Below are 26,153 nucleotides of genomic sequence, written 5' to 3' on the forward strand. Positions count from 1 at the left end.
TCTACCTCGTTGTTGGATCGCCGCCGCCCGCCAGGAGAGGGGCAACAGCGCATCGGAGCGATCGTCCCGCCCCGTTTCGGTTCGGCCCCGCAGGAGTGAACTGCGGAGCCAATAGGCAACATTGTGCCGATCGCCCCCAGCACGTCAAGCAAAACGCCCGATCCGGCCACAGTTCAACCCCTGCGCGACAGATCCCAGAAGCGCGCCGCCGCCAGGACGGCAAGGCGGCGCCCCTCGGCCGCTTCCGCGGCCTCTTCGTCGGCGCCCCAGCGTTCCGCCTGGAAGATGTCGTCGATCCGCGACAGCCGGAAGGCTTCCTCCGCGCCGATCCGGCCGTGGATGACCGCCAGGCCCAGGATCAGCGATCCGGGCAGGGTTACAAGGTCATGCAGCGCCGTCAGCCCGAAATCGTCCAGCTCGTCCAGGCAGGCGCGCAGGCGGCGCAGCGCGCCGGCATCCTGCGCCACCGGGATCACCCCATGGGTGATCCGCAGCGGCGCGCGCAGCTCGGTCGCGGCCCAGTCGATCAGCGGGTCCCAGCCCTCGGCCTGCCGGCGCACCAGTTCCTCGGGCTGCTCTGCCCGATAGCACAGCAGGTCGGTGCCCGCATATTCGGCAAGCATGTCGGCCACCGCGTCAAAATTCGCACGCACCTTCTCGATGGCCGAGTTCGCGGCGCGGGTCAGCGGCATGGCATTCGGGTCGATCACCTGGTCCTGCGCGTCCCATTCGGCGGCAATGGCCTGCGCCAGCGCCCCGGTCGGCAGGACCAGCGGCTGCTTGCCGGGGGTGCGCAGCGGGCGGTCGTCCAGCGCCACCTCCCAGCCGGTCCCGGCCGGGCGCACCCCGGCCGCCTTCCAGAACCGCCGCGCCTTCCATTCGCTCATCGCGCCCACTCCTCGATCGCGGCGGTCAGGCCGGCGAAATCCGCCGCGACCAGCGCCGCGCCCGCCGCATGAAGCGCCGGCACCGGATGATAGCCCCAGCCGACGCCGAAACCCGCCATCCCCGCCGCCCGCGCCATCTCCATGTCGAAGGCGGTATCGCCGATCATCACCGCGTCGCCCGGCCCGATCCCGGTTTCCGCCATGATCCGCTCCAGCATCGAAGGATGCGGCTTCGAGGGATGGTCGTCCGCCGTCTGCATGCTGACGAAGCGCCCCTGCAGCCCATGCGCCTCGACCAGCGCCACAAGACCCCGGCGCGACTTGCCGGTGGCGATCGCCAGCAGCCAGTCGTCGCGCCCCGCCAGCCGGTCCAGGCAATCCGCCGCCCCGTCATAGAGCGGCGCATGGGCCATCTGCCGGGCCGCCATGAAGGCCGCGCGATAGCCGTCGGTGATGCGCTCATGCGCGTCGGGCGCGGCCTCGGGCGCCAGCCGCGCGACGGCCAGGGGCAGCGACAGCCCGACGATGGACAGGATCGCCTCGCGCGCGGGCGCCGGCAGACCGGCCGCCGCGAAGCCCTGGCCCATCGCGGCGCAGATCAGGTGCTGGCTGTCGACCAGCGTGCCGTCGACATCGAAGACGATCAGCTTCATTCGGCCTCCGCGAAGGGGTCGTCGGGCACGTCATTCTCATGCCAGCCAAGCGCCTGCCAGGTCCGCAGCATATGTTCGGGCAGCGGCGCGGTCAGGGTGATCCGCTTCTTCGTGATCGGGTGGTCGAAGGACAGGCTGCGGGCGTGCAGATGCAGCTTGCGGCTGATCTCTCCGCCCAGCTGCGCGCCCCAGCCGTCGCCCAGATTCTCCTGCCCCGAGCCGCCATACTTCCCATCGCCGACGATCGGGTGGCCCAGTTCGGCCATATGGGCGCGCAGCTGGTGGGTGCGGCCGGTGATCGGGACCAGCGCGCACCAGCTGGCCCGCGTTCCCAGCGCGTCCAGCACCGCGTAATCGGTGGTGGCGCGCTTGGCGCCCTCGGTCTTGTCGATGTCGCGCGGGTGGATGGCGATCATCTTCTCGCCCTCGCCGCCGCGCCCGCGGCCCGGCGCCTTGACCAGGCCGAAGCGGATCGTGCCCATGCGCGGATTGGGCACGCCGGCGACGGCGGCCCAATAGATCTTGCGGGTGGTGCGCGCCCGGAACGCCTCGGACAGGGCCCGCGCGATCCGGTCGGTGCGCGCCAGCAGCAGCAGGCCCGAGGTGTCCTTGTCCAGCCGGTGGACCAGCTTCGGCCGGTCCTTGAAGCCGAACATCAGCGCATCAGTCAGACCGTCCACATGGCGGCTGCCCTGCCCGCTGCCGCCCTGGCTGGGCAGGCCCGGCGGCTTGTTCAGTGCGATGATATGTTCGTCCTTCCACAGCACCGCGCGCTGGATCATCTGCTGGTCGCTTTCCGCGATGCGCGGACGCGGCGCGGCCGGGGCGGCGGGCTGGGCCTCGGGCAGCGGCGGGATGCGCACCTCCTGCCCCGCCTCGATCCGGGTCGCGGCCTTGACCCGGCCGCCATCGACGCGCAGCTGCCCGGTGCGGCACATCTTTTCGACCGCCCCCTGCGTCAGCTGCGGAAAGCGCTTCTTCAGCCAGCGGTCCAGGCGCTGGTCGCCCTCGTCGCCGCTGACGCGAATGGTCTTGACGCCGCTCATCCCAGGATCCCCCGTCCGATGGCCAGCCCGGCGACGACGGCCAGCAGCGACAGCCCGACCGAGCCCAGGACATAGAGCCCCGCCGCCAGCACCTGCCCGCGTTCCCACAGCACCATCACATCCAGCGAAAAGGCCGAGAATGTCGTGAACCCGCCCAGGATGCCGGTCGCCAGCAGCGGCGCATGGGCATGGCCCCAGCGCAGCGCCATCAGCGCGGCCAGAAGCCCCATCACGAAGCTGCCCAGGACATTGACGGTCAGGGTCGCGACCGGAAAGCCCGCGCCGGCCGGCGGGATCAGGCGATGGACGGCATAGCGCGCGGTGCTGCCGATGGCGCCGCCGATGGCGACCTGGAGGAATGGATTCATCATGGCGCGTAACTGTGGCGGGTCGGGCGCAAAGTCAACCGTTCCGCGTCAGCCGCCGCGCTTCAGACGCTGCGCCACGAACCAGTCCAGCCGCTTCTTCAGCTCGCGCTCGAAGCCGCGCTCGACCGGGGTATAGAGGACCGGCCGCTTCATGCCCTCGGGGAAATAGTTCTGGCCGGAAAAGCCGTCCTCGGCATCGTGGTCATAGGCATAGCCGGCGCCGTAGCCCTGTTCCTTCATCATCTTCGTCGGCGCGTTCAGGATATGGGCGGGCGGCATCAGGCTGCCGGTGCGCCGCGCCTCGGCCCGCGCGCCCTTGTAGGCGGCATATCCGGCGTTCGATTTCGGCGCCAGCGCCAGATAGATCACCGCCTGGGCCAGCGCCAGCTCGCCCTCGGGGCTGCCCAGACGCTCATAGATCGCCCAGGCATCCAGGCAATGGCGCGCCGCCGCCGGGTCGGCCAGGCCGATATCCTCGACGGCCATGCGGGTGATGCGCCGGGCCAGATAGCGCGGATCCTCGCCCCCCTCCAGCATCCGGGAAAACCAGTAGAGCGCCGCGTCGGGATCGCTGCCGCGCACCGATTTGTGCAGGGCCGAGATCAGGTTGTAATGCTCATCCCCCGACTTGTCGTATTTCGCCGCCCGCCGCATCAGCCGCTGCGCCATGGCCTGCGCATCGACGGGCGCATCGGTCTTCCAGGCCGCGACCTGCTCGATCAGGTTCAGCGCCGCGCGGCCGTCGCCATCGGCCATTTCCAAGAGCGCCTCGCGCGCCTCGGCGGTCAGCGGCAGCTTGCGGCCCAGCTCGCGCTCGGCCCGCTGCGCCAGAAGCTCCAGGTCCTTCAGACCCAGCCGCTGCAGCACGATCACCTGCGCGCGCGACATCAGCGCCGCGTTCAGCTCGAACGAGGGGTTCTCGGTCGTGGCGCCGACCAGCAGGATCGTGCCGTCCTCCATATGCGACAGGAAACCGTCCTGCTGCGCCTTGTTGAAACGGTGGATCTCGTCGACGAAAAGAAGCGTGCCCCGGCCCTGCTGGCGGCGCAGCTTCGCCGCCTCGAAGACCTTGCGCAGGTCCGGCACGCCGGTGAAGATGGCGCTGATCTGGACGAAGGCCAGGTCGGTCTCGTCGGCCAGAAGCCGGGCGATCGTCGTCTTGCCGACGCCCGGCGGCCCCCAGAGGATCAGCGAGGACAGGCTGCCCGCGGCCAGCATCGACCCCAGGGGGCCGTCGGGGCCCAGCACGGCGTCCTGGCCGATGACATCGGCCAGCCGCGCGGGGCGGATGCGATCGGCCAGCGGCCTTGTCGCGGGTTGCGGCGCGGGTTGCTTGTCGGGGCTTATGTCGAACAGATCTGCCATGGCCGGGCCATATTAGGCGCGGGAAGGCAGGCCGAACAGCCCCGACAAGCGCGGATCCCGGCTCAGTGCATCTTGCCCGCCAGATTGATCGACACGCATTGGAAATCCCCGTCGTCGATCCACATCTTGCGGCCGATCGCCTCGGCATCCAACCCGCAGCGGCCGTACCAGCGCGGCCAAGTGGCGCCGGTCAGCGCGATCAGCCGCGTCGCGCCCAGCTCGCGGGCCGAGCCGGTCATCGCCTCGACCATCTTGAAATGCACCTTGCGGCGCCAGGCCTGCGGGATCGAGTGGCTGACGAAGACCCGCGAGCATTCCCAGACGCTGTCCTCGACCGGCGCTTCCTGATAGAGCAGGTCCTGCGGGATCGAACCGCCCAGGATGCCGCGCTGCGCGTCGCGGATCATGTAGCTGTAGATGCCGCATTTCGCGGTGGTCGGCGTCAGCCGGATGCCCGCCAGCACCTCGCCCAGGTCGTGGATCGCGATCCAGCGGCTCTGCGGGGTGTCGTACTGGTCGAACTCCATGTCCTCGGATTCGGGCAGGTCCCAGTTCTTCTGGACGATGAAGCTTTGCTTGCGGGCCCGGAACAGGTTGGCGAACAGCTCGCCATGGTTGTGCAAGTTCGAGAAAGAGAGGGTCGTCGTCTGCATTTCATTTACTCCTGGGGTGTGAGGTGACCCCTCACTGCCTCACGGTTCCCCTGGGCGACCCCTCACAGCAGACGGTATTCCTTGGCCCGCTGCAACGCCTCGGCCGTGGTGCGGGCCATCAATCGCTCCCGTACCGAGATAAGCCTTGCCTTGAACGCGCTTTCGGTAATGCCAAGCTTGGCTGCCGCCGCTGCATGACGATCGCCCTCCGCGATGCACCGAAGGGCTTCTTTCTGAGCCTTTGTCAGGCTCGCCGGCGGCTCCGTGATCTCGTGGAGCCGTCGAACCGTGGTCGAGATCTCGGCGATCTCGTCTTCCGTGAACTCGCGATCGCCGCGGGCGAAGCTGGCGATCGTGCGAGAATTGATCGGACCGTGCGACACGGTCAGGCCAAAGGTCAGCCCGTGATTGGCAGCCTCCTTCAGGATGTTGAACGGATCCGGTATCGGCAAGAGCGACCAGCGACAGGCACCCGTCGTCGAGAAGCCCCAGGCGATCGTCGGATCGCGCAGGGCATAGCCATTCTGCGAATAGAATTCGGACCACTCCTCGGGATAGGTCTGAAACTGCATCAGCGGTGCGGCAAAGCGGATGTGCAGGCCAACGAAGTAGCCTGCCTGGGCAACCTTGCCCAATTTCCGCAACCCGGCGTTTATGTCAGCGCGTGAGGACATGACCTTTTGTACAAATTGTTTTCGGTGCTACCGCCGTCCAAAATAGTATTGGCACCCATTACTTGCCATACAGTTAATGTCTGCGAGGTTTTTCGCACAGCACTCTGCAAGCACGGGGCAACGAGTGGCGCAAATCCGCCTAAAGGTAAGGATTTCAATACCTTACCTTTGACGGCAGGGTCTTTTCTTGCCTGATGCCTTTCCGCCACCCCCACAGACAAAATCCGATGCCGTAAGGGCAACTTCCTGCAACTGTGCGAATCCTAAATAAAAATCCCCGCAATCCGGTGGATTGCGGGGCGGGTGATTCGCCGCGGAAGGCCGCGGATCAGGCTTCGTCGCCGGCCTCTGCCTCGGCTTCCAGGCGGGCGCGGTCGGCCGCACCCTTGGCCGAGGGGTCGCGATCGACCAGCTCGATGATCGCCATCGGCGCCATGTCGCCATAGCGGAAGCCGGCCTTCAGGACGCGGACATAGCCGCCCTGGCGGTCCTTGAAACGCTCGCCCAGCACGTCGAACAGCTTGGCCACATGGGCGTCCTGCTTCAGCTGCGCGGCGGCCTGGCGGCGGGCGTGCAGATCGCCGCGCTTGGCCAGCGTGATCAGCTTCTCGACGATCGGGCGCAGTTCCTTGGCCTTGGGCAGGGTCGTCTTGATCTGCTCATGCTCGATCAGCGAGCCGGCCATGTTGGCGAACAGCGCCTTGCGGTGTTCGTGGGTACGGTTCAGGCGGCGATAGCCGCGGGCGTGACGCATGATGTTTCTCCTTTGACGTCTTTTGCTTTGTCCGGCGGCCCATGCGTGCGGGCCGCTCTCCTTGGGGCGGGATGCCCGGATGGCAGGGGACCTGTGGCCCCCCCCGAAACTCAGAACTGGTCGTCGAAGCGCTTGGCCAGGTCCTCGATGTTCTCGGGCGGCCAGTCGACGACATCCATGCCCAGGTGCAGGCCCATGCCCGACAGCACTTCCTTGATCTCGTTCAAGGACTTGCGGCCGAAGTTCGGGGTCCGCAGCATCTCGGCCTCGGTCTTCTGGATCAGGTCGCCGATATAGACGATGTTGTCGTTCTTCAGGCAGTTCGCCGAACGGACCGACAGTTCCAGCTCATCGACCTTCTTCAGCAGGCGCGGATCGAATTCCAGACCCTCGTCGCTGTCCTGGCGGCTGGCCGATTCCGGCTCGTCGAAGTTGACGAAGACCGACAGCTGGTCCTGGACGATGCGCGCGGCATAGGCCACGGCGTCTTCCGGGGTCAGCGAGCCGTCCGTCTCGATCTTCATCGTCAGCTTGTCATAGTCCAGCACCTGGCCCTCGCGGGTCGGCGTGACCTCGTAGCTGACGCGCTTGACCGGCGAGAAGATCGCGTCGATCGGGATCAGCCCGATGGGCGCGTCCTCGGGGCGGTTCTTGTCGGCGGCGACATAGCCCTTGCCGGTCTGCACGGTCAGTTCCATGTTCAGCTCGGCGCCGTCGTCCAGGTGGCAGATGACGTGGTCGCGGTTCAGGACGGTGATGCCCGCGGTTTCCTGGATGTCGCTGGCCTTCACCTCGCCCGGACCCTTCGCGGTCAGGGCCAGGCGCTTGGGGCCTTCGACGTCCATCTTCAGGGTGACACCCTTCAGGTTCAGCACGATGTCGGTGACGTCCTCGCGGACCCCGGCGACGCTGCTGAACTCATGCAGAACGTTGTCGATCTGCACCGAGGTGATGGCGCCGCCCTGCAACGAGGACAGCAGCACCCGGCGCAGCGCATTGCCGAGCGTCAGGCCGAAGCCACGCTCCAGCGGCTCGGCGACCAGGGTGGCGGTGCGGGTGGCATCCGCGCCCGGCTTGACGACCAGCTGGGTAGGCTTGATCAGTTCGGCCCAGTTCTTGTGGATCATGGGTTTGCCTCCATACTTGTCCCCGACCCATGACCAAGGCCGGAAACGCCCGAGGTTGAAAGCGAAATGTCCGAACCGCGCAGGCGAGGCGCGGTCCGGATAATCTTGAACTGAAATCAGACGCGGCGGCGTTTCGGCGGGCGGCAGCCGTTATGGGCGATCGGGGTCACGTCGCGGATGGCGGTGATGTTGAAGCCAACAGCCGCCAGCGCGCGCAGAGCCGATTCGCGCCCCGAACCGGGGCCCTGCACTTCGACTTCCAGCGTCTTCACGCCATGTTCCTGCGCCTTGCGGCCGGCATCCTCGGCGGCCATCTGCGCGGCATAGGGGGTCGATTTGCGCGAGCCCTTGAAGCCCATGGTGCCGGCCGACGACCATGCGATCGCGTTGCCCTGCACGTCGGAGATCAGGATCTTGGTATTGTTGAAGCTCGAATTCACATGAGCAACGCCGGTGGCGATGTTCTTGCGTTCCTTGCGCTTCATGCGGGTCTTGTCGCGTGCCATGTCCGTTCCCCTTACTTCTTCTTGCCGGCGATGGGTTTCGCCGGGCCCTTGCGGGTGCGGGCATTGGTATGGGTGCGCTGGCCGCGGACCGGCAGGCCGCGGCGGTGGCGCAACCCGCGATAGGAACCCAGGTCCATCATGCGCTTGATGTTCATCTGGACTTCACGGCGCAGATCGCCTTCGACGGTCAGGTTCGCGTCGATATATTCGCGGATCTGCAGGATCTCGGCATCCGACAGATCGTTGACGCGACGGGCGCGGTCGATGCCGACGGCCTCGCAGATCTGTTCGGCGAACATCGAGCCGATCCCGTGGATATAGGTCAGGGCGATGGGGACACGTTTCCCCGTCGGAATGTTGACGCCAGCAATACGAGCCACGCGTTATCCTTTTTTGGTTGCGGTTCCGTAGCGCCGGAACCTTTTTTCACAACGTAAGGCCCGAAAGCCATGCCTTCGGGCCGGTCAGCGATCCACCCAGGAAGGGCCGGGTGATTCTCTTGCGAGATGCCGTGACTTAATGGCGAACCCCGCCGGGGTCAAGGGGCAGGGTCACAATCGCTTCATCGGCCGCGTCATCGGCGGAACCGAAGCCCCTCCGGGTCAGCCGCCCAGCGCCTTCGCGATCTGCCCGGCGACATCGTCCATCTCGGCCAGGCCATCCACCGGGGCCAGCTTGCCCTTGGCGTAGTAATAGCCGATCAGCGGCGAGGTCTTCTTGTAATATTCCAGCAGCCGGGTCTTCAGGCTGTCCTCGTTGTCGTCGGCGCGCCGCTTCAGGTCGGTCGAGCCGCAGGCATCGCAGACCCCCGGCACCTTGGTCGGCCGGGTGTCGTCGTGATAGACCTCGCCGCAATTGCCGCAGGTGAAGCGGCCGGTGATCCGGCGCACCAGCGCCTCGTCATCCACCTGCATCTCGATCACCGCGTCCAGCGAATTGCCGGTCTCGGCCAGCAGTTGCCCCAGCGCATCGGCCTGGGCCAGGGTGCGCGGGAAGCCGTCGAAGATGAAGCCCTTGCCGCCCTCGGCCAGCTTCTCGCGGATCAGGCCGATGACGATCTCGTCCGTCACCAGCTGGCCGCGATCCATGACCTCGGCCACGCGGCGGCCCATCTCGGTCCCCGAGCTGCGGGCGGCGCGCAGCATGTCGCCGGTCGACAGCTGGACCATGCCCCGCTCCTCGACCAGCCGGCGGGCCTGCGTTCCCTTGCCCGCACCCGGAGGCCCAAGCAGAATGATATTGATGGTCATGGCTAACTGTCCCCCTCGGCTGGCCTTCGGCCTTGTTCAGCGGCGCGACGGTGCGCGCGGTTTGGTCGATCCCGCTTTGCGTTTACCACGCAGCTGCGATTTCTCTATCAGGCCTTCGTACTGGTGCGCCAGCAGATGGCTCTGGACCTGGTTGATCGTGTCCATCGTCACCGAGACCACGATCAGCACCGAGGTGCCGCCGAAATAGAAGGGCACAGACCACTGGTGACGCAGGATTTCGGGCAGAAGGCAAACGGCGGTCAGATAGGCCGAACCGATCACCAGCACGCGGTTGACGACATAGTCCAGATATTCCTCGGTCCGCTTGCCCGGACGCACGCCTGGAATGAAGCCGCCCTGGTTCTTCAGGTTCTCGGCCACGTCGTCGGATTTGAACGAGACGTTCTGCGTGTAGAAATAGGTGAAGAAGATGATCATCGCCGCGAAGAACAGCAGGTAGAGCGGCTGGCCGGGCCCGAAATAGGCCAGGAGCAGCGACATGATCGGCCCGCTTTCATGGCCCGAGAAGGTCGAGATCGTGACCGGCAGCAGCAGCAGCGAGCTGGCGAAGATCGCCGGGATGACGCCCGCCGGGTTGACCTTGATCGGCAGGTGGCTGGACTGGCCGTCATAGATCTTCATGCCGACCTGGCGGCGCGGATACTGGATGCGGATCTTGCGCAGCGCGCGCTCCATGAAGACCACGAAGGCGATCACGGCGACCACCATCACGATCACCGCCAAGATCACCGGGGTCGAGATCGCGCCCGAGCGCCCTTGCGCGAAGAACGCCGCCAGCGCGGCCGGGATCTCGGCGATGATGCCGACGAAGATGATCAGCGAGATGCCGTTGCCGATGCCGCGGGCGGTGATCTGCTCGCCCAGCCACATCAGGAACATGGTGCCGCCGACCAGGGTGATGACCACCGAGGCCTGGAAGAACAGGCCCGGCTCATGCGCCAGCCCCCCGGCCTCCAGGCTGCGCGCGAGGCCATAGGCCTGGAACAGCGCCAGCGCGACGGTGCCATAGCGCGTGTACTGGTTGATCTTCTTGCGCCCGGATTCGCCTTCCTTCTTCATCGCCTGCAGCGAGGGCACCATGGATGCCAGCAGCTGCACGATGATCGAGGCCGAGATATAGGGCATGATCCCCAGCGCGAAGACGCCCATCCGCCCCAGCGCGCCGCCGGTGAACATCGACAGGATGCCGCCGATGCCCGATTGCGCCTGGTCCATGAAGTTGCGCAGCGCGGCGCCGTCGATCCCCGGCACGGGAATATAGGTGCCCAGACGATAGATGATCAGCAGCCCGATCGTGAACCAGATGCGCTGGCGGAGTTCCGTGGCCTTGCCCAGAGCCCCCCAGGAGAGGTTCGCGGCCATCTGTTCTGCGGCTGACGCCATGTTTTTCCGTCCCGTGTCATGACAGCGCCGCCGACCCGTTTCCGGGGACCGGCGGCGCCTGGAAAACCTTGTCTGCTATCTATGGGGCGCGCGCGCCCCATTCAACAGCTTATTCGGCCGCCGCGGCTGCCGCGGTCAGCGTCACCTTGCCGCCGGCTTTCTCGACCGCTTCCACGGCGGCCTTCGAGGCCCCGGTCACGGCAATGTTCAGCTTGGCGCTCAGCTCGCCCTTGGCCAGCAGGCGCACGCCGTCCAGCTTGCGGCGCACCAGGCCCGAGGCGACCAGCGCGTCCTCGGTGACCTCGGCATTCGCGTCGATCTTGCCGGCATCGACGAAGCCCTGCAGCTGGCCCAGGTTGATGACCGCGAATTCCAGGCGGTTGGGCTTGCTGAAGCCGCGCTTCGGCAGGCGCCGGTACAGCGGCATCTGGCCGCCCTCGTATCCGTTCAGCGCGACGCCCGAGCGCGATTTCTGGCCCTTGATGCCGCGGCCGGCGGTCTTGCCCTTGCCCGAGCCGGGGCCGCGCGCCACGCGCTTCTTCTTGCGGTTCGCGCCGTCGTTGTCGCGGATTTCATGCAGTTTCATGTCGCTTCTCCTTGCCGGACGCGCCCCCGAAGCGATACAGGACGGCCACGGCGTTTCTTGCTTTGTGGTCACATGCCCGAAGGGGCACCGTGGCGCTATACGCGCAATGCCGCGGGCTTTCAAGCGATCCCGCCACGCTTTCCGGTCGATCACGCGGTCACACTCACTTGTGTCTTGAGCGGGCGCGGCCGCTTGCTATGGCAGGGGTCGCCGTCAGATCCCCCATAGGCCGCCATGTCCCGCTTGTCGCCGATCCCCTTCGCCCCCGCCCTTCCCGCCGCGCCGGCCCTTGTCGCCAGCCTGGCCGCTGCCCTCATCGCCCTTGCCGTGCTTGCCACCGGCCCGGCCACCGCGAAAGCGGCCGACCCGACCTTCTGCCTGGCGCGGATCAACGGCCAGGACGTCGTCATGGGCTATGACAAGGCCGAGGCGCGGCTGGCCGACAGCTATTCCCGCCGCGAGTTGCTGGCCACGAAATGGGGCCGCCACGACTGCCCCAGCTATGTCGTGCTGCGCAGCCTCACCCCCGAGCTGACCGACCAGCAGCGCCAGCCCTTCTGCCTGCGCTTCGACGCCGAAAGCGAATCGGTCGCGGGCTACGATCTGGGGCCGCGCGATGCCTGGGGGCGCTGCCGCCAGCCATCGGGATCGGTCTGCAACCGCGTGAACCGGACCGCCTCGGCCGCCGGTGCGCTGACCTCGGCCGCGGCGCGGCGCTCGGTCCAGCGGCTGCGCGCATTGCCCGACGGCTCGGGGGCGGTGATCCTCAGCGGATCGAGCGGCGCGGTCAGCAGCATCCTGTCCTCGATCGGCGGCGGGGCGGCGGCGGTCGCCTCCTCCCCTGCCCTGCTCGCCGGCGCGGCGGTGACCGTGGTCGCCGTCGGCGGCGCGCTTTACGCCTGCCACCCCGGTTAGGCAGCAGGCTGCCTTGACGGGGTCGCGGCGTTCCGCGCCCCGCCCGGCTGGAGCATCTCCTTGGGCGGGGAACGCCGCTTCAGATCACGGAGCCCGAGAGATCAGAACCTGAGACCGGCAAGGACCTGGGTGCTTTCGCCGGTCGCCCGCAGTCCCAGGGCGAACCCGTCGAAGGAGAGGGTCAGCACGCCGCCGAAATTCCCCTTGTAATCGGTCTCGGGATCGCGATCCGCATAGCATCGCCAGCCGATATAGGAATCCGGACAATCCTTCGCCGCTTCCCGGACGCCCAGCAGAAGCGCGGCATCCGCGCGGAAACGCCCGCTGTCCACCATGTTCCGGCCCAGCAGCAGGTTGAACGAGGTCCCCCGCTTCGGCCTTTCATCGCGTCCCCAGGTCGAATCGAGCATCGTCCCTTCACCCGCGATGTCGAAGCCCACGACCATCTTGCTGTTGACCAGCTGATGCGTGAAGCCAAGCGAGAAGGGCGTATCGTCATTCTCGAACGCGCCGTCGGAATTGGCGCTGCCGGCACCCAGATAGAACGTGTTTCTCATCGACACGTCCTCCTGGGCATGGAGATAGCCCGCCGACATGAGCAGCAGCAGGCAGGAACAGAACGCTTTAACCATATTCACCAGGTATTCCTCGACAATCATTTGACTGGAATATCCGTTATCCGCCTGCCCGCATCCGTTCAACTTCCGATTGCAGACAATTTTCGGCAGAATTTTCGGCTGCCGGGAACACGCCCCGCGCTTCCGGGGCGACCGGGCGGCCAGCGCGGTTCGACCATGCGGCGCCGCCAGTAGAAAGGGGCGCCGCGGCGCCCCTTCTTCTCAGTTCTTTTCTTCGATGATGGTCACAAGATGCGGGATCTTGTTGACCATGCCGCGGATCGCGGGCGTGTCTTCCAGCTCGCGCGTGCGGTTCATCTTGTTCAGGCCCAGACCCTTCAGCGTCTCGCGCTGGATGGCCGGACGGCGGATCGGGCTGCCGATCTGCTTCACGACGATGGTTTTAGCCATGTGCCTTGCTCCTTACGCTTCGACGGCGGCTTCAGCCGGCTTGTCGGCCTGGGGCAGGATATCGGCGACCTTCTTGCCGCGGCGCTGTGCGACCGCGCGCGGGCTGGCGCCCTTCTTCAGACCGTCCAGAGTGGCGCGGATCATGTTGTAGGGGTTCTGCGAGCCGAGCGACTTGGCCACCACGTCCTGGACGCCCAGCATCTCGAACACGGCGCGCATCGGACCGCCGGCGATGATGCCGGTGCCCGGAACGGCGGTGCGCATCACGACCTTGCCGGCGCCATGGCGGCCCTCGATGTCGTGGTGCAGCGTGCGGCCGTCGCGCAGCGGCACGCGGACCATGCTGCGCTTGGCCTGCTCGGTCGCCTTGCGGATCGCCTCGGGCACCTCTTTGGCCTTGCCCTTGCCGAAGCCGACGCGGCCGCGCTGGTCGCCGACGACCACCAGGGCCGCGAAGCCGAAGCGCTTGCCGCCCTTCACGGTCTTCGAGACCCGGTTGATCGCCACCAGACGATCGGCGAATTCCGGGGTTTCCTCGCGCTCTTCGCGGCGACCCCGACGATTATCACGTTCTGCCATAAGGCATTCCTCACATGCTGGCGCGCGATCCGCGCCGTTATCTCCAATCCTGGTGGGCCGCCGACGGATCGCACGGCCCCCGGATCATCGGGGTGGCGCAGCCCTTTCGGACGCGCCACCCGCAACCATCAGAACTTCAACCCGCCTTCGCGGGCAGCGTCGGCCAGGGCCTTGATCTTGCCGTGGAACAGGAAGCCGCCGCGGTCGAAGACGACTTCTTCCACACCGGCCTTCTTCGCCCGCTCGGCGATCGCCGCACCGATCTTGGCGGCGGCCTCGACATTGTTCTTGCCGACCAGGCCGAAATCCTTCTCCAGCGTGCTGGCCGAGGCCAGGGTCACGCCGTTCAGGTCGTCGATGACCTGAACCGAGAGGTTCTTGGACGAGCGGTGAACCGACAGCCGCGGACGGCCGTTCGACATCGCCCGCAGTTTGTTCCGAACGCGCAGGCGGCGCTTCTGGAACAGCTCTTGCTTTTTCAGTGCCATTTCATGCGCCCCTTACTTCTTCTTGCCTTCCTTGCGGAAGACGAACTCGCCCTTGTAGCGGATGCCCTTGCCCTTGTAGGGCTCGGGGCGGCGCCACTCGCGGATGTTCGCGGCGACCTGACCAACAAGCTGCTGGTCGATGCCTTCCACGACGATTTCGGTCTGCTTCGGCGCGGTGATCGTGACACCTTCCGGCGTCTCGAAATTCACGTCGTGGCTGTAGCCCAGGGCCAGCTTCAGGGTCTTGCCCTGCATCTGCGCGCGGTAACCCACGCCCTGGATCTCCAGTTCCTTCTTGAAGCCTTCCGACACGCCGACGGTCAGGTTCTCGATCATCGAGCGGGTCATGCCCCATTGCTGGCGCGCCCGTTTCGACAACCCGCGCGGCTTGACGCTGACCGAACCGTCTTCGACGATCATGTCCACGTCATCCGTCGCGGTGAAGCTGCGGGTGCCTTTCGGCCCCTTCACCTCGATGGTCTGGCCCTTGACTTCGGCCGTCACGCCCTTGGGCAGTTCGACCGGCTTCTTACCAATCCGAGACATCTGCTGCCCTCCTTAGAACACGGTGCAGAGGACTTCGCCGCCGACATTGGCATTGCGAGCCGCTGCATCCGACATCACGCCTTTCGGCGTCGAGACGATCGAAACGCCCAGGCCCTGGCGGACCTGCGGGATCTCACGGGCGCCGGCATAGACGCGGCGGCCGGGCTTCGAGACGCGCGACAGCTCGCGGATGACCGGCGTGCCGTCGTGGTATTTCAGACCGATTTCCAGCTCCTTGTGGCCGGCGTCGGTGGTCACTTCCTCGTAGCCGCGGATGTAACCTTCGGATTTCAGCACATCCAGCACCCAGGCACGCAGCTTGGAGGCGGGGGTGCGGACGGTCGACTTGCCACGCATCTGCGCGTTGCGGATGCGGGTCAGCATATCGCCGAGAGGATCGTTCATCGACATGTTGCCCCCTTACCAGCTCGATTTGACCATGCCGGGGATCTGCCCGTGCGAGCCCAGCTCGCGCAGCATGATCCGCGACAGTTTCAGTTTGCGGTAATACGCGTGCGGACGGCCGGTCAGCTGGCACCGGTTGTGCAGACGCGTGGCCGAGGAATTGCGCGGCAGTTCGGCCAGCTTCAGCGTGGCCTTGAAACGCTCTTCCATCGGGCGGGACTGGTCCTTGATGATCTCGTTCAGCGCGGCGCGTTTCGCGGCATATTGCTGGACCAGACGTTCGCGCTTCTTCTCGCGCTCAACCATGGATTTCTTTGCCATATCTTCTTCCCTCCGCGATCAGCTGGTGAACGGCATGTTGAATGCCTTCAACAGCGACTTCGCTTCCGCGTCGGTCTTCGCGGTGGTGCAGATGATGATGTCCATCCCCAGGACTTCGTCGACCTTGTCGAAGTTGATTTCCGGGAAAACGATGTGTTCCTTCAGACCCATGGCATAGTTGCCGCGGCCGTCGAACGAGGTTGCCTTCACGCCGCGGAAGTCGCGGACGCGCGGCAGCGCGATGTTGATCAGGCGGTCCAGGAACTCGTACATGCGGTCGCCGCGCAGGGTCACCTTGCAGCCGAGCGGCATCTCCTCGCGCACGCGGAAGCCGGCGATCGACTTCTTGGCATGGGTGATGACGGCCTTCTGGCCGGCGATCAGCGACAGCTCCTCGGCGGCCTGCTTGACCTTCTTGGTGTCCTTGACGGCCTCGCCGACGCCCATGTTCAGGACGATCTTGTCCAGGCGCGGGATCTGCATGTCGTTCTTGTAGCCGAACTCTTCCTTCAGGGCAGCCCGGATCGTGTCGCGGAACTGCGCCTTCAGGCGCGGCGTGTATTTGCTTGCGTCCAGCATCAGATCACGTCTCCCGTGGTCTTGGCGAAACGGACCTTCTTGCCGTCTTCCACGCGGAAGCCGACGCGGGTCGCTTTGCCGTCCTTGTCCATCAGCGCGAGGTTCGACAGATCGATCGGCATCGCCTTCGGGATGCGGCCGCCCTGCGAGGACTGGGTCTGGCGCTGGTGACGGATCGCGATATTGATGCCGTCAACGATGGCCTTGTTGTCCTTGGGCATGACGGCGGTGATTTCGCCCTGCTTGCCCTTGTCCTTGCCGGCCAGCACGACGACCTTGTCGCCCTTCTTGAGCTTCGCAGCCATCACAGCACCTCCGGCGCAAGCGAGATGATCTTCATGAAGTTCTTCGCACGCAGCTCGCGCACGACCGGCCCGAAGATACGGGTGCCGACCGGCTCGCCCTGGTTGTTCAGGATGACGGCGGCGTTGCGGTCGAAGCGGATCGAGGTTCCGTCCTCGCGCTTCACTTCCTTCGCGGTGCGCACGACGACGGCCTTGCGGACGTCGCCCTTCTTCACGCGGCCCCGCGGGATGGCTTCCTTGACGGACACGACGATGATGTCGCCCACCGACGCATAGCGACGGTGCGAACCACCCAGGACCTTGATGCACTGAACCCGGCGGGCGCCGGAGTTGTCAGCGACATCCAGATTGGTCTGCATCTGGATCATTTGGTTTCTCCCGACCTTTGGGGACCGGCCCGATTGACTTGGCGTCCGGCCCCAGGGTTTCGATCATTTCTGACCTGTGATGATGGACTTATGCCGAGGCGGCTTCGTCCGTCAGGACAGTCCAGCGTTTCGTCTTCGAGATCGGCGCGCATTCGATGATGCGAACGGTATCGCCGATCTTGAACTGGTTTTCCGCGTCATGCGCCCGGTATTTCTTGGACGAACGGACGGTCTTGTGCAGCAGCGGGTGCTTGAAGCGGCGCTCGACCAGGACGGTGACGGTCTGGTCGTTCTTGTCGCTGGTCACGCGGCCTTGCAGGATGCGTTTAGGCATGGGCCGGTCTCCTCAGTTCGACGCCGCGGCTTCCGCCGCTTTCTGGTTCAGGATGGTCTTCACGCGCGCCACGTCGCGGCGAACCGCGCGCATCCGGGCGGTGTTCTCCAGCTGGCCGGTGGCCTGCTGGAAGCGGAGGTTGAAGGCCTCCTTCTTCAGCGCGACAAGCTGATCCTTCAGCTGGTCGGGCGTCTTCGATTTCAGTTCCTGCGCATCCATTGCGCCATTCCTTTCCAACATCACCGGAGAGCCCCTGACACGCAGGGCCACCCTGATTCCCGGTGGAGTTTCGTGATGAAGGCCTGCCCATACAGGCAGCCCCCCCGTTTTGCAACCCCCTTTTGCCCCGGCGGGGAACGGGGAAGCCCCGCCGGTCTCCCGGCGGGGCCAAAGTCACGGCTTGCGCGATGCGCGCCGCGAAATCACCAGTCTTCGCGCGCCACGATGCGGGTCAGCACCGGCAGCTTCTGCGCGCCCAGGCGCAGCGCCTCGCGGGCGATGGTGTCGTTCACGCCGTCGATCTCGAACATGATCCGGCCGGGATGGACGCGGGCGGCCCAGAAATCGACCGAGCCCTTGCCTTTACCCATCCGCACCTCGGTCGGCTTCGAGGAAACCGGCACGTCCGGGAAGATCCGGATCCAGACCCGGCCCTGACGCTTCATGTGGCGGGTGATCGCACGGCGGGCCGCCTCGATCTGGCGGGCGGTGACGCGCTCGGGCTCGATCGCCTTCAGGGCGTAAGAGCCGAAGTTCAGGTTGAACCCGCCCTTGGCTTCGCCGTGAATCCGGCCCTTGTGCTGTTTGCGGAACTTCGTCCGTTTCGGTTGCAGCATCTTTCAGTCTCCTTACCGGGCGTCGCGGCGCGGGCCACGGGGGGCCGGTCCGTCCTGGGCCTCGGCGGCGCGGCGATCACGGGCCTGCGGATCATGTTCCATGATCTCGCCCTTGAAGATCCACACCTTCACGCCGATGATCCCGTAAGGGGTCGAGGCTTCGGACAGCGCATAATCGATATCGGCGCGCAGGGTGTGCAGCGGCACACGGCCTTCGCGATACCACTCGGTCCGGGCGATCTCGGCGCCGCCCAGGCGGCCCGACACGTTGACCCGGATGCCCAGGGCACCCATGCGCATGGCGTTCTGCACCGCACGCTTCATCGCGCGGCGGAACGAGACGCGGCGCTCCAGCTGCTGGCCGATCGATTCCGCGACCAGCTGGGCGTCCAGCTCGGGCTTGCGGACCTCGACGATGTTCAGGTGCAGCTCGGAACCGGTCAGGTTGGCCAGTTTCTTGCGCAGCTCCTCGATATCGGCGCCCTTCTTGCCGATGATCACGCCCGGACGCGCCGCATGGATGGTCACGCGGCATTTCTTGTGCGGACGCTCGATGATCACCCGGCTGATGCCGGCCTGCTTGGCCTCTTTCCTGATGAAGTCCCGGATCTTCAGGTCTTCAAGCAGCAGATTGCCATAGTCCTTGTCATCGGCATACCAGCGGCTGTCCCAGGTGCGGTTGACCTGCAGGCGCATGCCGATCGGATTGACCTTCTGACCCATTACGCTTGCTCCTCGACTTGGCGCACCTTGATGGTGATTTCCGAAAACGGCTTCATGATCTTGCCGAACCGGCCACGCGCCCGCGGACGGCCGCGCTTCATCACCAGGTTCTTGCCGACCCAGGCTTCGGCGACGATCAGGTTGTCGACGTCCAGCCCGTGGTTGTTCTCGGCATTCGCGATCGCCGATTGCAGGCATTTCTTCACGTCGCCCGCGACCCGCTTGTGCGAGAAGGTCAGGTCGGCCAGCGCCTTGTCGACCTTCTTGCCGCGGATCAGCTGCGCCACAAGGTTCAGCTTCTGCGGCGAGGTGCGAAGCATCCGGGTCTTCGCAAAGGCCTCGTTCTCCGCCACGCGGCGCGGATTGTTTTCCTTACCCATGACGATTACTTCCTCTTGGCTTTCTTGTCCGCCGCGTGACCGTAATAGGTGCGCGTGGGCGAATATTCACCGAACTTCTGGCCGATCATCTCTTCGGTGACGGCAACGGGGATATGCTTGTGCCCGTTATAGACAGCGAAGGTCAGGCCGACGAATTGCGGCAGGATGGTCGAACGACGCGACCAGATCTTGATGATGTCGGATTTCCCCGACTCACGGGCCTTTTCCGCTTTCTTGAGCACATAGGCGTCAACAAAGGGGCCCTTCCAGATAGAACGTGCCATAGGTCAGCGCCCCTTCTTCTTCGCGTGGCGCGACCGCAGGATATACTTGTCGGTCGCCTTGTTGCTGCGGGTCTTCTTGCCCTTGGTGTCCTTGCCCCAGGGCGTGACCGGCGTGCGGCCGCCCGAGGTCCGGCCCTCGCCACCGCCATGCGGGTGGTCGATCGGGTTCATCGCGACACCGCGGACGCTGGGACGGATGCCCTTGTGGCGGTTGCGGCCGGCCTTGCCCAGGTTCTGGTTCGAATGGTCGGCATTCGACACCGCACCGATGGTCGCCATGCATTCCTGGCGCACCAGGCGCAGCTCGCCCGAGCTGAGACGGATCTGGGCATAGCCGCCGTCACGGCCCACGAACTGGGCATAGGTACCCGCCGAGCGCGCGATCTGGCCGCCCTTGCCGGGCTTCAGCTCGACATTGTGGACGATGGTGCCGATCGGCATGCCGCTGAAGGGCATCGCGTTGCCGGGCTTCACGTCGACCCTGGCGCCGGCGATCACCTTGTCGCCCACGGCCAGGCGCTGCGGCGCCAGGATATAGGCCTGCTCGCCGTCTTCATACTTGATCAGCGCGATGAAGGCGGTGCGGTTGGGATCGTATTCGATCCGCTCGACCACCGCGGCCACATCGAACTTGTTGCGCTTGAAATCGACGATGCGATACAGGCGCTTTGCCCCGCCGCCCTGGCGGCGCATGGTGATCCGTCCGGTGTTGTTCCGGCCGCCTTTCTTGGTCAGACCCTCGGTGAGGGATTTGACCGGGCGACCTTTCCAAAGCTCCGAACGGTCGATCAGAACCAGCCCGCGCTGGCCAGGCGTCGTCGGCTTATACGACTTCAATGCCATCTTTCTGTCTTCCGTTGCTTTGGACCTGGGTGGTCCGTTTCTTCCAAAAGCTCAGCGGCCCCGGACACGCCGGGGCCGCAGATTCGCGCCCTGTTATCAGAGTCCGGTGGACACGTCGATAGTGTTCCCCTCCTCGAGGGTCACATAGGCCTTCTTCACGTCGCTGCGGCGGCCCAGCTGGCCACGGAAGCGTTTCTGCTTGCCCTTGGTGATGGTGGTGTTGACCGCCTTCACCTTGACGCCGAACAGCGCCTCGACCGCTTCCTTGATCTGCGGCTTGGTCGAGTCCTTGCTCACCTGGAAGACCACGCCGTTGTTTTCCGACGTCATGGTGGCTTTCTCGGTGATGATCGGCTTGACGATCACGTCGTAATGTTCAGCTTTCGCGCTCATTTCAGGCGAGCCTCCAGAGCTTCGACACCCGCCCGCGTGATCACCAGCGTGTCACGCTTCAGGATGTCATAGACATTGGCGCCGATCGAGGGCAGCACGTCCACGCCCTCGACATTGCGCGCGGCGCGGGCGAAGCCCTCGTTGACTTCGGCACCGTCGATCACCAGCACACGCTTCCAGCCGTTTTCCTTGACGGCCTTCGCGACGACCGAGGTCTTGGCATCGGCAAGGTTCAGATCCTCGACGACGACCAGCTCGCCCGCATTGGCCTTGGCCGACAGCGCGTGCTTCAGGCCCAGGGCCCGGACCTTCTTCGGCAGGTCGAAGGCGTGGCTGCGCGGGGTCGGGCCCTTGTAGACGCCGCCATGGCGGAAGATCGGCGCCTTCTTGGAACCGTGGCGGGCGCCGCCGGTGCCCTTCTGGCGATAGATCTTCTTGGTCGAGTAGCTGACCTCGGATTTGGTCAGCACCGAATGGGTGCCGGCCTGCGCCTTGGCGCGCTGCCAGCGGACGACGCGCTGCAGGATGTCGCCGCGCGGCTCCAGCCCGAAGATCTCGTCGGCCAGCTCGATCGACCCGGCCTTGCCGGAGTCCAGCTTGATCACATCGAGTTTCATCACTTGTCTCCTTCGGGCGCGGCATCGCCGTCGGCAGCCTTGTCGGCCTCGATCGAGGCTTCGGCTTCCTTCAGCGCGGCCTCCTCGGCGGCGGCGGCGGCTTCCTCGGCAGCCTTGCGGGCGGCTTCTTCCTCGGCGGCGGCGGCGGCTGCGGCTTCCTCGGCCAGGCGCTTGGCTTCATCGGCGGCCGATTTCAGCGCGGCGGGATAGATCACGTTCTCGGGCGTCGCCTTCTTGACGGCGTCCTTGATGGTGACCCAGCCGCCTTTCGAGCCGGGAACCGAGCCCTTGACCATGATCAGGCCGCGGTCGGCATCGGTACGCACGACCTGCAGGTTCTGCGTGGTGACGCGGACGGCACCCAGATGGCCGGCCATCTTCTTGCCCTTAAACACCTTGCCGGGGTCCTGGCACTGGCCGGTCGAACCATGCGAGCGGTGGCTGATCGACACGCCGTGCGAGGCGCGCAGACCGCCGAAGTTGTGACGCTTCATCGCACCCGCAAAACCCTTGCCGATCGAGGTGCCGGCGATGTCCACGAACTGACCGGCGAAATAGTGGTCAGCGGTGATCTCTTCGCCCACGTTGATCAGGTTTTCCTCGGCGACGCGGAATTCCGCGATCTTGCGCTTGGGCGCGACCGAGGCCTTGGCGAAATGACCGCGCATCGCGGCGGTCGTGCGCTTGGCCTTGGCTTCCCCGGCGCCCAGCTGGACGGCGGTATAGCCGTCACGCTCGACGGTGCGCTGATCGACGACTTGCAGGTTGTCCAGTTGCAGGACGGTGACCGGGACCTGACGGCCATCCTCGAGGAACAGCCGGGTCATGCCCAGTTTCTTGGCGATAACACCAGTACGCAGCATCATCCGGCCTCCTTACACCTTGATCTCGACATCCACGCCGGCGGCGAGGTCGAGCTTCATCAGGGCGTCGACGGTCTGCGGCGTCGGGTCGACGATGTCCAGAAGGCGCTTGTGGGTGCGGATCTCCCACTGGTCGCGCGACTTCTTGTCGATATGCGGGCCACGCAGGACGGTGAATTTCTCGATCTTGTTCGGCAGCGGAATCGGGCCGCGAACGGTCGCACCGGTGCGCTTGGCCGTGTTGACGATTTCCTGGGTGCTGGCGTCCAGCACGCGGTAATCGAAGGCCTTCAGCCGGATGCGGATATTCTGGCTTTGCATGTCTCATCCCTCGGGTGGGGGATTTCAGTCGAGAGGCTGACAGCGCACCACGCGATGCCAGCGTCGGACCGTATAGAAAGAGCAAGGCCGCCATGAGCGGCGGCCACGCGCAAGGCAACCGATTCTGGATGATCGGCGGCGATGCGGTCCTATGCAGGAAAACGAAGGGGCCGTCAAGCGGGGTTACGTTCAGCGAGAGGGCAAGGTGCCCAGATCCACCCTTCGTCAGGTGGCGATCCAGCAACCGGTCCCTCAAGCTCAACGTCCCATCCAATAAACATTGAGCCTCCAAGCTTTCCTCGACTTGCCTCCCCTGTCTCATCAAAAAAACCCGCCCTTTTCGGGCGGGTTTTCCTTGTTCAGGCTGTAGGCCCGCTCACTCGATGATCTTCGAGACCACGCCGGCGCCGACCGTGCGGCCGCCCTCGCGGATGGCGAAGCGCAGCTTCTCTTCCATCGCGATCGGCGCGATCAGCTCGACCTCGAACTTCAGGTTGTCGCCCGGCATCACCATCTCGGTGCCCTCGGGAAGCTTCACCGTCCCGGTCACGTCCGTCGTGCGGAAGTAGAATTGCGGGCGGTAGTTCGCGAAGAACGGCGTGTGACGGCCGCCCTCTTCCTTGGTCAGGATGTAGGCCTCGGCCTCGAACTTGGTGTGCGGCTTGACCGAGCCCGGCTTGCACAGCACCTGGCCGCGCTCCACGCCGTCGCGGTCGATGCCGCGCAGCAGCGCGCCGATGTTGTCGCCGGCTTCACCACGATCCAGCAGCTTGCGGAACATCTCGACCCCGGTGCAGGTGGTCTTCTTCGTGTCGCGGATGCCGACGATCTCAAGCTCGTCGCCCACGTTCACCGCGCCGCGCTCGACGCGGCCGGTCACCACCGTGCCGCGGCCCGAGATCGAGAACACGTCCTCGATCGGCATCAGGAACGGCTGGTCAACGGCGCGCTCGGGCGTCGGGATGTATTCGTCCACCGCAGCGATCAGCGCCCGGATCGAATCCTCGCCGATCTCCTTGTCGCGGCCTTCCAGCGCCGCCAGCGCCGAGCCCTTGATGATCGGAATGTCGTCGCCCGGATAGTCGTAGCTGCTCAGCAGCTCGCGCACCTCCATCTCGACCAGCTCCAGCAGTTCCTCGTCATCCACCTGGTCGACCTTGTTCAGGTAGACGACCATGAAGGGGATGCCCACCTGGCGGCCCAGCAGGATATGCTCGCGCGTCTGCGGCATCGGGCCGTCGGCCGCGTTCACCACCAGGATCGCCCCGTCCATCTGCGCCGCGCCGGTGATCATGTTCTTCACGTAGTCCGCGTGGCCCGGGCAGTCCACATGCGCGTAGTGGCGGTTCTCGGACTCGTATTCCACATGCGCCGTCGAGATCGTGATCCCACGCGCCTTCTCCTCCGGCGCGCCGTCGATCTGGTCATACGCCTTGAACTCGCCGAAATACTTCGTGATCGCAGCCGTCAGCGTCGTCTTGCCGTGGTCAACGTGACCAATCGTCCCGATGTTGACGTGCGGTTTCGTCCGTTCAAACTTTGCCTTTGCCATGATTGGCTCCTCGATGCGTCAATTCTTGTGAAGCGGGCGGGAGGGTCGCCCCCGCCGCGCGAAATCAGGCGTATTTCTTCTGGATCTCGTCCGAGATGTTCTGCGGCACGGCCTCGTAATGGTCGAACTGCATCGTGAACACCGCGCGGCCCGAGGACATCGAGCGCAGGTTGTTGATGTAGCCGAACATGTTGGCCAGCGGCACGAAGGCGTCGATGACATTCGCGTTGCCGCGCGAATCCTGGCCCCGGACCATGCCGCGACGGCTGGTCAGGTCGCCGATGATCGAGCCGGTATATTCCTCCGGCGTGACCACCTCGACCTTCATGATCGGTTCCAGCAGCTTGGCGCCGGCCTTCTTCAGGCCCTCGCGCATCGCGGCGCGCGAGGCGATCTCGAAGGCCAGGACCGACGAGTCGACGTCGTGGAAGGCGCCGTCGATCAGCGCGACCTTGAAGTCGATCACCGGGAAGCCTGCCAGCGGACCGGAATCCATGACCGACTTGATGCCCTTCTCGACGCCCGGAATATATTCCTTCGGAACCGCGCCGCCGACGATCTTCGATTCGAACGAGTAGCCCTCGCCCGGCTCGGTCGGCGTGATGACCAGCTTGACGCGCGCGAACTGACCGGTGCCGCCGGTCTGTTTCTTGTGCGTGTAGTCGATCTCGGCCTGCTGCGAGATGGTCTCGCGGTAAGCCACCTGCGGGGCGCCGATATTCGCCTCGACCTTGAACTCGCGCTTCATGCGGTCGACCAGGATGTCGAGGTGAAGCTCGCCCATGCCCTTCATGATCGTCTGGCCCGATTCCAGGTCGGTCTCGACACGGAAGGACGGGTCCTCGGCGGCCAGGCGCTGCAGGGCAAGGCCCATCTTCTCCTGGTCGGCCTTCGACTTCGGCTCGACCGCGATCTCGATGACCGGGTCGGGGAAGGTCATGGTTTCCAGAACCACCGGCTTGGCCGGGTCGCAGAGCGTGTCGCCCGTGGTGGTTTCCTTCAGACCGGCCAGCGCGATGATGTCGCCGGCGAAAGCCTCGTCGATCTCCTCGCGGTTGATGGCGTGCATGACCATCATCCGGCCGACGCGCTCGCGCTTGCCCTTGGTCGCGTTCAGCATCTGGTCGCCCTTCTTGAGCTGGCCAGAATAGATCCGCGTGAAGGTCAGCGAGCCGACGAAGGGGTCGTTCATGATCTTGAACGCCAGCGCCGAGAAGGGCTGCGCGTCATCGGCCGAACGCTCGATATTGCGGGTCTCGGTCTCGTCACCCGGGGCAAAGCCCAGATAGGCGGGAACGTCCAGCGGCGTGGGCAGGAAATCGACAACGGCATTCAGCAGCGGCTGCACGCCCTTGTTCTTGAAGGCGGAACCGGCCATGACCGGGAAGAAGGACAGCGACAGCGTGCCCTTGCGGATCAGCTTGCGCAGGGTCGCCTCGTCGGGCTCGTTGCCCTCCAGATAGGCTTCCATCGCGTCGTCGTCCTGCTCGACGGCCAGCTCGATCATGTTCGAGCGCCACTCATCGGCCAGGTCCTTCAGGTCGTCGCGGATCGGCTGGCGAATCCAGCTTGCGCCGAGATCCTCGCCCTTCCAGACCCATTCTTCCATCTTGATCAGGTCGATGATGCCTTCCAGCTTGTCCTCGGCGCCGATCGGCAGGGCGATCGGGCAAGGCGTGCCGCCGGTGCGGTCCTTGATCATGCGCACGCAGTTGAAATAGTCCGCGCCGATCTTGTCCATCTTGTTGACGAAGACGATCCGCGGGACCTTGTAGCGGTCGGCCTGGCGCCACACCGTCTCGGTCTGCGGCTCGACGCCGGCATTGCCGTCCAGCAGGCAGATCGCGCCGTCCAGCACCGCCAACGAGCGCTCGACCTCGATGGTGAAGTCGACGTGGCCCGGCGTGTCGATGATGTTGAAGCGGTTGCGCTGCGACTGGTCCTCGGTGAACTCGGTGTCCTCGTGGCGCTGCCAGAAGGTCGTGGTCGCGGCCGAGGTGATGGTGATGCCGCGTTCTGCTTCCTGCTCCATCCAGTCCATCGTCGAGGCGCCGTCATGGGTCTCGCCGATCTTGTGGTTCTTGCCGGTGTAGAACAGGATGCGCTCGGTCATCGTGGTCTTGCCCGCATCGATATGGGCCATGATCCCGAAGTTCCGGTAACGCTCCAGCGGATATTCGCGTGCCATTAGGGGCCTTCC

The 26,153-nt window shown here is 65.4% G+C and carries 38 protein-coding genes; 1 reads left to right on the forward strand and 37 read right to left on the reverse strand.

Annotated elements, in window-relative coordinates; genetic code table 11:
* Positions 1–173: 173 nt before the first annotated feature.
* The 14 genes from C9E82_RS06295 to rplO form a co-directional block, all read right to left on the reverse strand.
* Positions 174–887 (reverse strand): ATP12 family chaperone protein, encoded by a 714-nt coding sequence (locus C9E82_RS06295; protein WP_119897801.1) that lies wholly within the window; start codon positions 885–887, stop codon positions 174–176.
* Positions 884–1,540 (reverse strand): HAD-IA family hydrolase, encoded by a 657-nt coding sequence (locus C9E82_RS06300; protein ID WP_119897802.1) that lies wholly within the window; start codon positions 1,538–1,540, stop codon positions 884–886. Before C9E82_RS06300 ends, C9E82_RS06295 begins: the two co-directional genes overlap by 4 nt.
* Entirely contained in the window at positions 1,537–2,586 is a 1,050-nt protein-coding gene (locus tag C9E82_RS06305) for an RluA family pseudouridine synthase (protein WP_119897803.1), read from the reverse strand. Before C9E82_RS06305 ends, C9E82_RS06300 begins: the two co-directional genes overlap by 4 nt.
* The gene (gene crcB, locus C9E82_RS06310) at positions 2,583–2,957 is read right to left on the reverse strand and encodes a fluoride efflux transporter CrcB (RefSeq protein ID WP_119897804.1); all 375 of its coding nucleotides are present in this window, start codon (positions 2,955–2,957) and stop codon (positions 2,583–2,585) included. The genes C9E82_RS06305 and crcB overlap by 4 nt, the downstream gene beginning before the upstream one ends.
* A 45-nt stretch (positions 2,958–3,002) precedes the next feature.
* Positions 3,003–4,319: a replication-associated recombination protein A gene (locus C9E82_RS06315; RefSeq protein ID WP_119897805.1), complete on the reverse strand. Its 1,317-nt coding sequence runs from the start codon at positions 4,317–4,319 to the stop codon at positions 3,003–3,005.
* A 62-nt stretch (positions 4,320–4,381) separates the two neighbouring features.
* On the reverse strand, positions 4,382–4,972 hold the full coding sequence (locus tag C9E82_RS06320) for an acyl-homoserine-lactone synthase (RefSeq protein ID WP_119897806.1): 591 nt from the start codon (positions 4,970–4,972) through the stop codon (positions 4,382–4,384).
* A 62-nt stretch (positions 4,973–5,034) separates the two neighbouring features.
* On the reverse strand, positions 5,035–5,646 hold the full coding sequence (locus C9E82_RS06325) for a helix-turn-helix transcriptional regulator (protein WP_119897807.1): 612 nt from the start codon (positions 5,644–5,646) through the stop codon (positions 5,035–5,037).
* A gap of 328 nt (positions 5,647–5,974) precedes the next feature.
* Positions 5,975–6,400, reverse strand: coding sequence for a 50S ribosomal protein L17 (rplQ, locus tag C9E82_RS06330; RefSeq protein ID WP_119897808.1), 426 nt, complete (start codon positions 6,398–6,400; stop codon positions 5,975–5,977).
* A gap of 110 nt (positions 6,401–6,510) precedes the next feature.
* Positions 6,511–7,527, reverse strand: coding sequence for a DNA-directed RNA polymerase subunit alpha (locus tag C9E82_RS06335; RefSeq protein WP_119897809.1), 1,017 nt, complete (start codon positions 7,525–7,527; stop codon positions 6,511–6,513).
* Positions 7,528–7,643: 116 nt separating this feature from the next.
* Positions 7,644–8,033: a 30S ribosomal protein S11 gene (rpsK, locus tag C9E82_RS06340; RefSeq protein WP_090616034.1), complete on the reverse strand. Its 390-nt coding sequence runs from the start codon at positions 8,031–8,033 to the stop codon at positions 7,644–7,646.
* 11 nt (positions 8,034–8,044) lie between these two features.
* Positions 8,045–8,413 carry a 30S ribosomal protein S13 gene (gene rpsM / locus C9E82_RS06345; RefSeq protein WP_119897810.1) on the reverse strand — a complete coding sequence of 123 codons (369 nt, stop codon included), beginning with the start codon at positions 8,411–8,413 and terminating at the stop codon, positions 8,045–8,047.
* 222 nt (positions 8,414–8,635) lie between these two features.
* On the reverse strand, positions 8,636–9,283 hold the full coding sequence (locus C9E82_RS06350; RefSeq protein WP_119897811.1) for an adenylate kinase: 648 nt from the start codon (positions 9,281–9,283) through the stop codon (positions 8,636–8,638).
* A 36-nt stretch (positions 9,284–9,319) separates the two neighbouring features.
* Positions 9,320–10,687: a preprotein translocase subunit SecY gene (gene secY / locus C9E82_RS06355; RefSeq protein WP_119897812.1), complete on the reverse strand. Its 1,368-nt coding sequence runs from the start codon at positions 10,685–10,687 to the stop codon at positions 9,320–9,322.
* A gap of 109 nt (positions 10,688–10,796) precedes the next feature.
* Entirely contained in the window at positions 10,797–11,273 is a 477-nt protein-coding gene (rplO, locus tag C9E82_RS06360; RefSeq protein WP_119897813.1) for a 50S ribosomal protein L15, read from the reverse strand.
* A gap of 234 nt (positions 11,274–11,507) precedes the next feature.
* Between rplO and C9E82_RS06365 the strand changes: the two genes are divergently transcribed.
* On the forward strand, positions 11,508–12,188 hold the full coding sequence (locus C9E82_RS06365) for a hypothetical protein (protein WP_119897814.1): 681 nt from the start codon (positions 11,508–11,510) through the stop codon (positions 12,186–12,188).
* A 101-nt stretch (positions 12,189–12,289) separates the two neighbouring features.
* Here the strand turns inward: C9E82_RS06365 and C9E82_RS06370 are convergent, their stop codons facing one another.
* From C9E82_RS06370 to fusA, 23 genes are all read right to left on the reverse strand, one after another.
* A complete protein-coding gene (locus C9E82_RS06370) occupies positions 12,290–12,820 on the reverse strand; it encodes a hypothetical protein (RefSeq protein WP_183154048.1) in 531 nt (176 codons plus the stop codon).
* Between the two features lie 207 nt (positions 12,821–13,027).
* Positions 13,028–13,216 (reverse strand): 50S ribosomal protein L30, encoded by a 189-nt coding sequence (gene rpmD / locus C9E82_RS06375; RefSeq protein ID WP_119897816.1) that lies wholly within the window; start codon positions 13,214–13,216, stop codon positions 13,028–13,030.
* A gap of 12 nt (positions 13,217–13,228) precedes the next feature.
* The gene (gene rpsE / locus C9E82_RS06380) at positions 13,229–13,795 is read right to left on the reverse strand and encodes a 30S ribosomal protein S5 (protein WP_119897817.1); all 567 of its coding nucleotides are present in this window, start codon (positions 13,793–13,795) and stop codon (positions 13,229–13,231) included.
* A gap of 128 nt (positions 13,796–13,923) precedes the next feature.
* Positions 13,924–14,283: a 50S ribosomal protein L18 gene (gene rplR, locus C9E82_RS06385; protein ID WP_119897818.1), complete on the reverse strand. Its 360-nt coding sequence runs from the start codon at positions 14,281–14,283 to the stop codon at positions 13,924–13,926.
* Between the two features lie 12 nt (positions 14,284–14,295).
* Entirely contained in the window at positions 14,296–14,829 is a 534-nt protein-coding gene (gene rplF, locus C9E82_RS06390; protein ID WP_119897819.1) for a 50S ribosomal protein L6, read from the reverse strand.
* A gap of 12 nt (positions 14,830–14,841) precedes the next feature.
* Positions 14,842–15,240, reverse strand: coding sequence for a 30S ribosomal protein S8 (gene rpsH / locus C9E82_RS06395; RefSeq protein WP_090616000.1), 399 nt, complete (start codon positions 15,238–15,240; stop codon positions 14,842–14,844).
* 9 nt (positions 15,241–15,249) lie between these two features.
* Positions 15,250–15,555, reverse strand: coding sequence for a 30S ribosomal protein S14 (rpsN, locus tag C9E82_RS06400; protein WP_119897820.1), 306 nt, complete (start codon positions 15,553–15,555; stop codon positions 15,250–15,252).
* An 18-nt stretch (positions 15,556–15,573) separates the two neighbouring features.
* Positions 15,574–16,134, reverse strand: a complete 561-nt coding sequence (gene rplE / locus C9E82_RS06405) for a 50S ribosomal protein L5 (protein ID WP_119897821.1) — start codon at positions 16,132–16,134, stop codon at positions 15,574–15,576.
* Positions 16,134–16,439 (reverse strand): 50S ribosomal protein L24, encoded by a 306-nt coding sequence (gene rplX, locus C9E82_RS06410; RefSeq protein ID WP_119897822.1) that lies wholly within the window; start codon positions 16,437–16,439, stop codon positions 16,134–16,136. Before rplX ends, rplE begins: the two co-directional genes overlap by 1 nt.
* Positions 16,439–16,807, reverse strand: coding sequence for a 50S ribosomal protein L14 (gene rplN, locus C9E82_RS06415; protein WP_010400243.1), 369 nt, complete (start codon positions 16,805–16,807; stop codon positions 16,439–16,441). The genes rplX and rplN overlap by 1 nt, the downstream gene beginning before the upstream one ends.
* Positions 16,808–16,895: 88 nt before the next feature.
* The gene (rpsQ, locus tag C9E82_RS06420) at positions 16,896–17,141 is read right to left on the reverse strand and encodes a 30S ribosomal protein S17 (protein ID WP_119897823.1); all 246 of its coding nucleotides are present in this window, start codon (positions 17,139–17,141) and stop codon (positions 16,896–16,898) included.
* A 12-nt stretch (positions 17,142–17,153) separates the two neighbouring features.
* On the reverse strand, positions 17,154–17,360 hold the full coding sequence (gene rpmC / locus C9E82_RS06425) for a 50S ribosomal protein L29 (RefSeq protein WP_119897824.1): 207 nt from the start codon (positions 17,358–17,360) through the stop codon (positions 17,154–17,156).
* 203 nt (positions 17,361–17,563) lie between these two features.
* Positions 17,564–17,977, reverse strand: a complete 414-nt coding sequence (gene rplP, locus C9E82_RS06430) for a 50S ribosomal protein L16 (RefSeq protein ID WP_119897825.1) — start codon at positions 17,975–17,977, stop codon at positions 17,564–17,566.
* Between the two features lie 12 nt (positions 17,978–17,989).
* A complete protein-coding gene (rpsC, locus tag C9E82_RS06435) occupies positions 17,990–18,700 on the reverse strand; it encodes a 30S ribosomal protein S3 (RefSeq protein ID WP_119897826.1) in 711 nt (236 codons plus the stop codon).
* On the reverse strand, positions 18,700–19,080 hold the full coding sequence (gene rplV, locus C9E82_RS06440) for a 50S ribosomal protein L22 (protein ID WP_119897827.1): 381 nt from the start codon (positions 19,078–19,080) through the stop codon (positions 18,700–18,702). The genes rpsC and rplV overlap by 1 nt, the downstream gene beginning before the upstream one ends.
* A gap of 5 nt (positions 19,081–19,085) precedes the next feature.
* Positions 19,086–19,364 (reverse strand): 30S ribosomal protein S19, encoded by a 279-nt coding sequence (gene rpsS / locus C9E82_RS06445; RefSeq protein WP_119897828.1) that lies wholly within the window; start codon positions 19,362–19,364, stop codon positions 19,086–19,088.
* Between the two features lie 3 nt (positions 19,365–19,367).
* On the reverse strand, positions 19,368–20,207 hold the full coding sequence (gene rplB, locus C9E82_RS06450; RefSeq protein ID WP_119897829.1) for a 50S ribosomal protein L2: 840 nt from the start codon (positions 20,205–20,207) through the stop codon (positions 19,368–19,370).
* 96 nt (positions 20,208–20,303) lie between these two features.
* Positions 20,304–20,600: a 50S ribosomal protein L23 gene (locus tag C9E82_RS06455; RefSeq protein ID WP_119897830.1), complete on the reverse strand. Its 297-nt coding sequence runs from the start codon at positions 20,598–20,600 to the stop codon at positions 20,304–20,306.
* Positions 20,597–21,217: a 50S ribosomal protein L4 gene (gene rplD / locus C9E82_RS06460; protein WP_119897831.1), complete on the reverse strand. Its 621-nt coding sequence runs from the start codon at positions 21,215–21,217 to the stop codon at positions 20,597–20,599. The genes C9E82_RS06455 and rplD overlap by 4 nt, the downstream gene beginning before the upstream one ends.
* Positions 21,217–22,080, reverse strand: a complete 864-nt coding sequence (gene rplC, locus C9E82_RS06465; protein WP_119897834.1) for a 50S ribosomal protein L3 — start codon at positions 22,078–22,080, stop codon at positions 21,217–21,219. The genes rplD and rplC overlap by 1 nt, the downstream gene beginning before the upstream one ends.
* A gap of 12 nt (positions 22,081–22,092) precedes the next feature.
* Positions 22,093–22,401 (reverse strand): 30S ribosomal protein S10, encoded by a 309-nt coding sequence (gene rpsJ, locus C9E82_RS06470; RefSeq protein WP_042247848.1) that lies wholly within the window; start codon positions 22,399–22,401, stop codon positions 22,093–22,095.
* A gap of 376 nt (positions 22,402–22,777) precedes the next feature.
* Positions 22,778–23,953, reverse strand: a complete 1,176-nt coding sequence (gene tuf / locus C9E82_RS06475; protein ID WP_122449224.1) for an elongation factor Tu — start codon at positions 23,951–23,953, stop codon at positions 22,778–22,780.
* Between the two features lie 64 nt (positions 23,954–24,017).
* Positions 24,018–26,141, reverse strand: a complete 2,124-nt coding sequence (gene fusA, locus C9E82_RS06480; RefSeq protein ID WP_119899047.1) for an elongation factor G — start codon at positions 26,139–26,141, stop codon at positions 24,018–24,020.
* Between the last annotated feature and the right edge of the window lie 12 nt (positions 26,142–26,153).

The sequence above is a fragment of the Paracoccus sigandri genome (assembly GCF_003709565.1).
GTDB lineage: Bacteria > Pseudomonadota > Alphaproteobacteria > Rhodobacterales > Rhodobacteraceae > Paracoccus > Paracoccus siganidrum.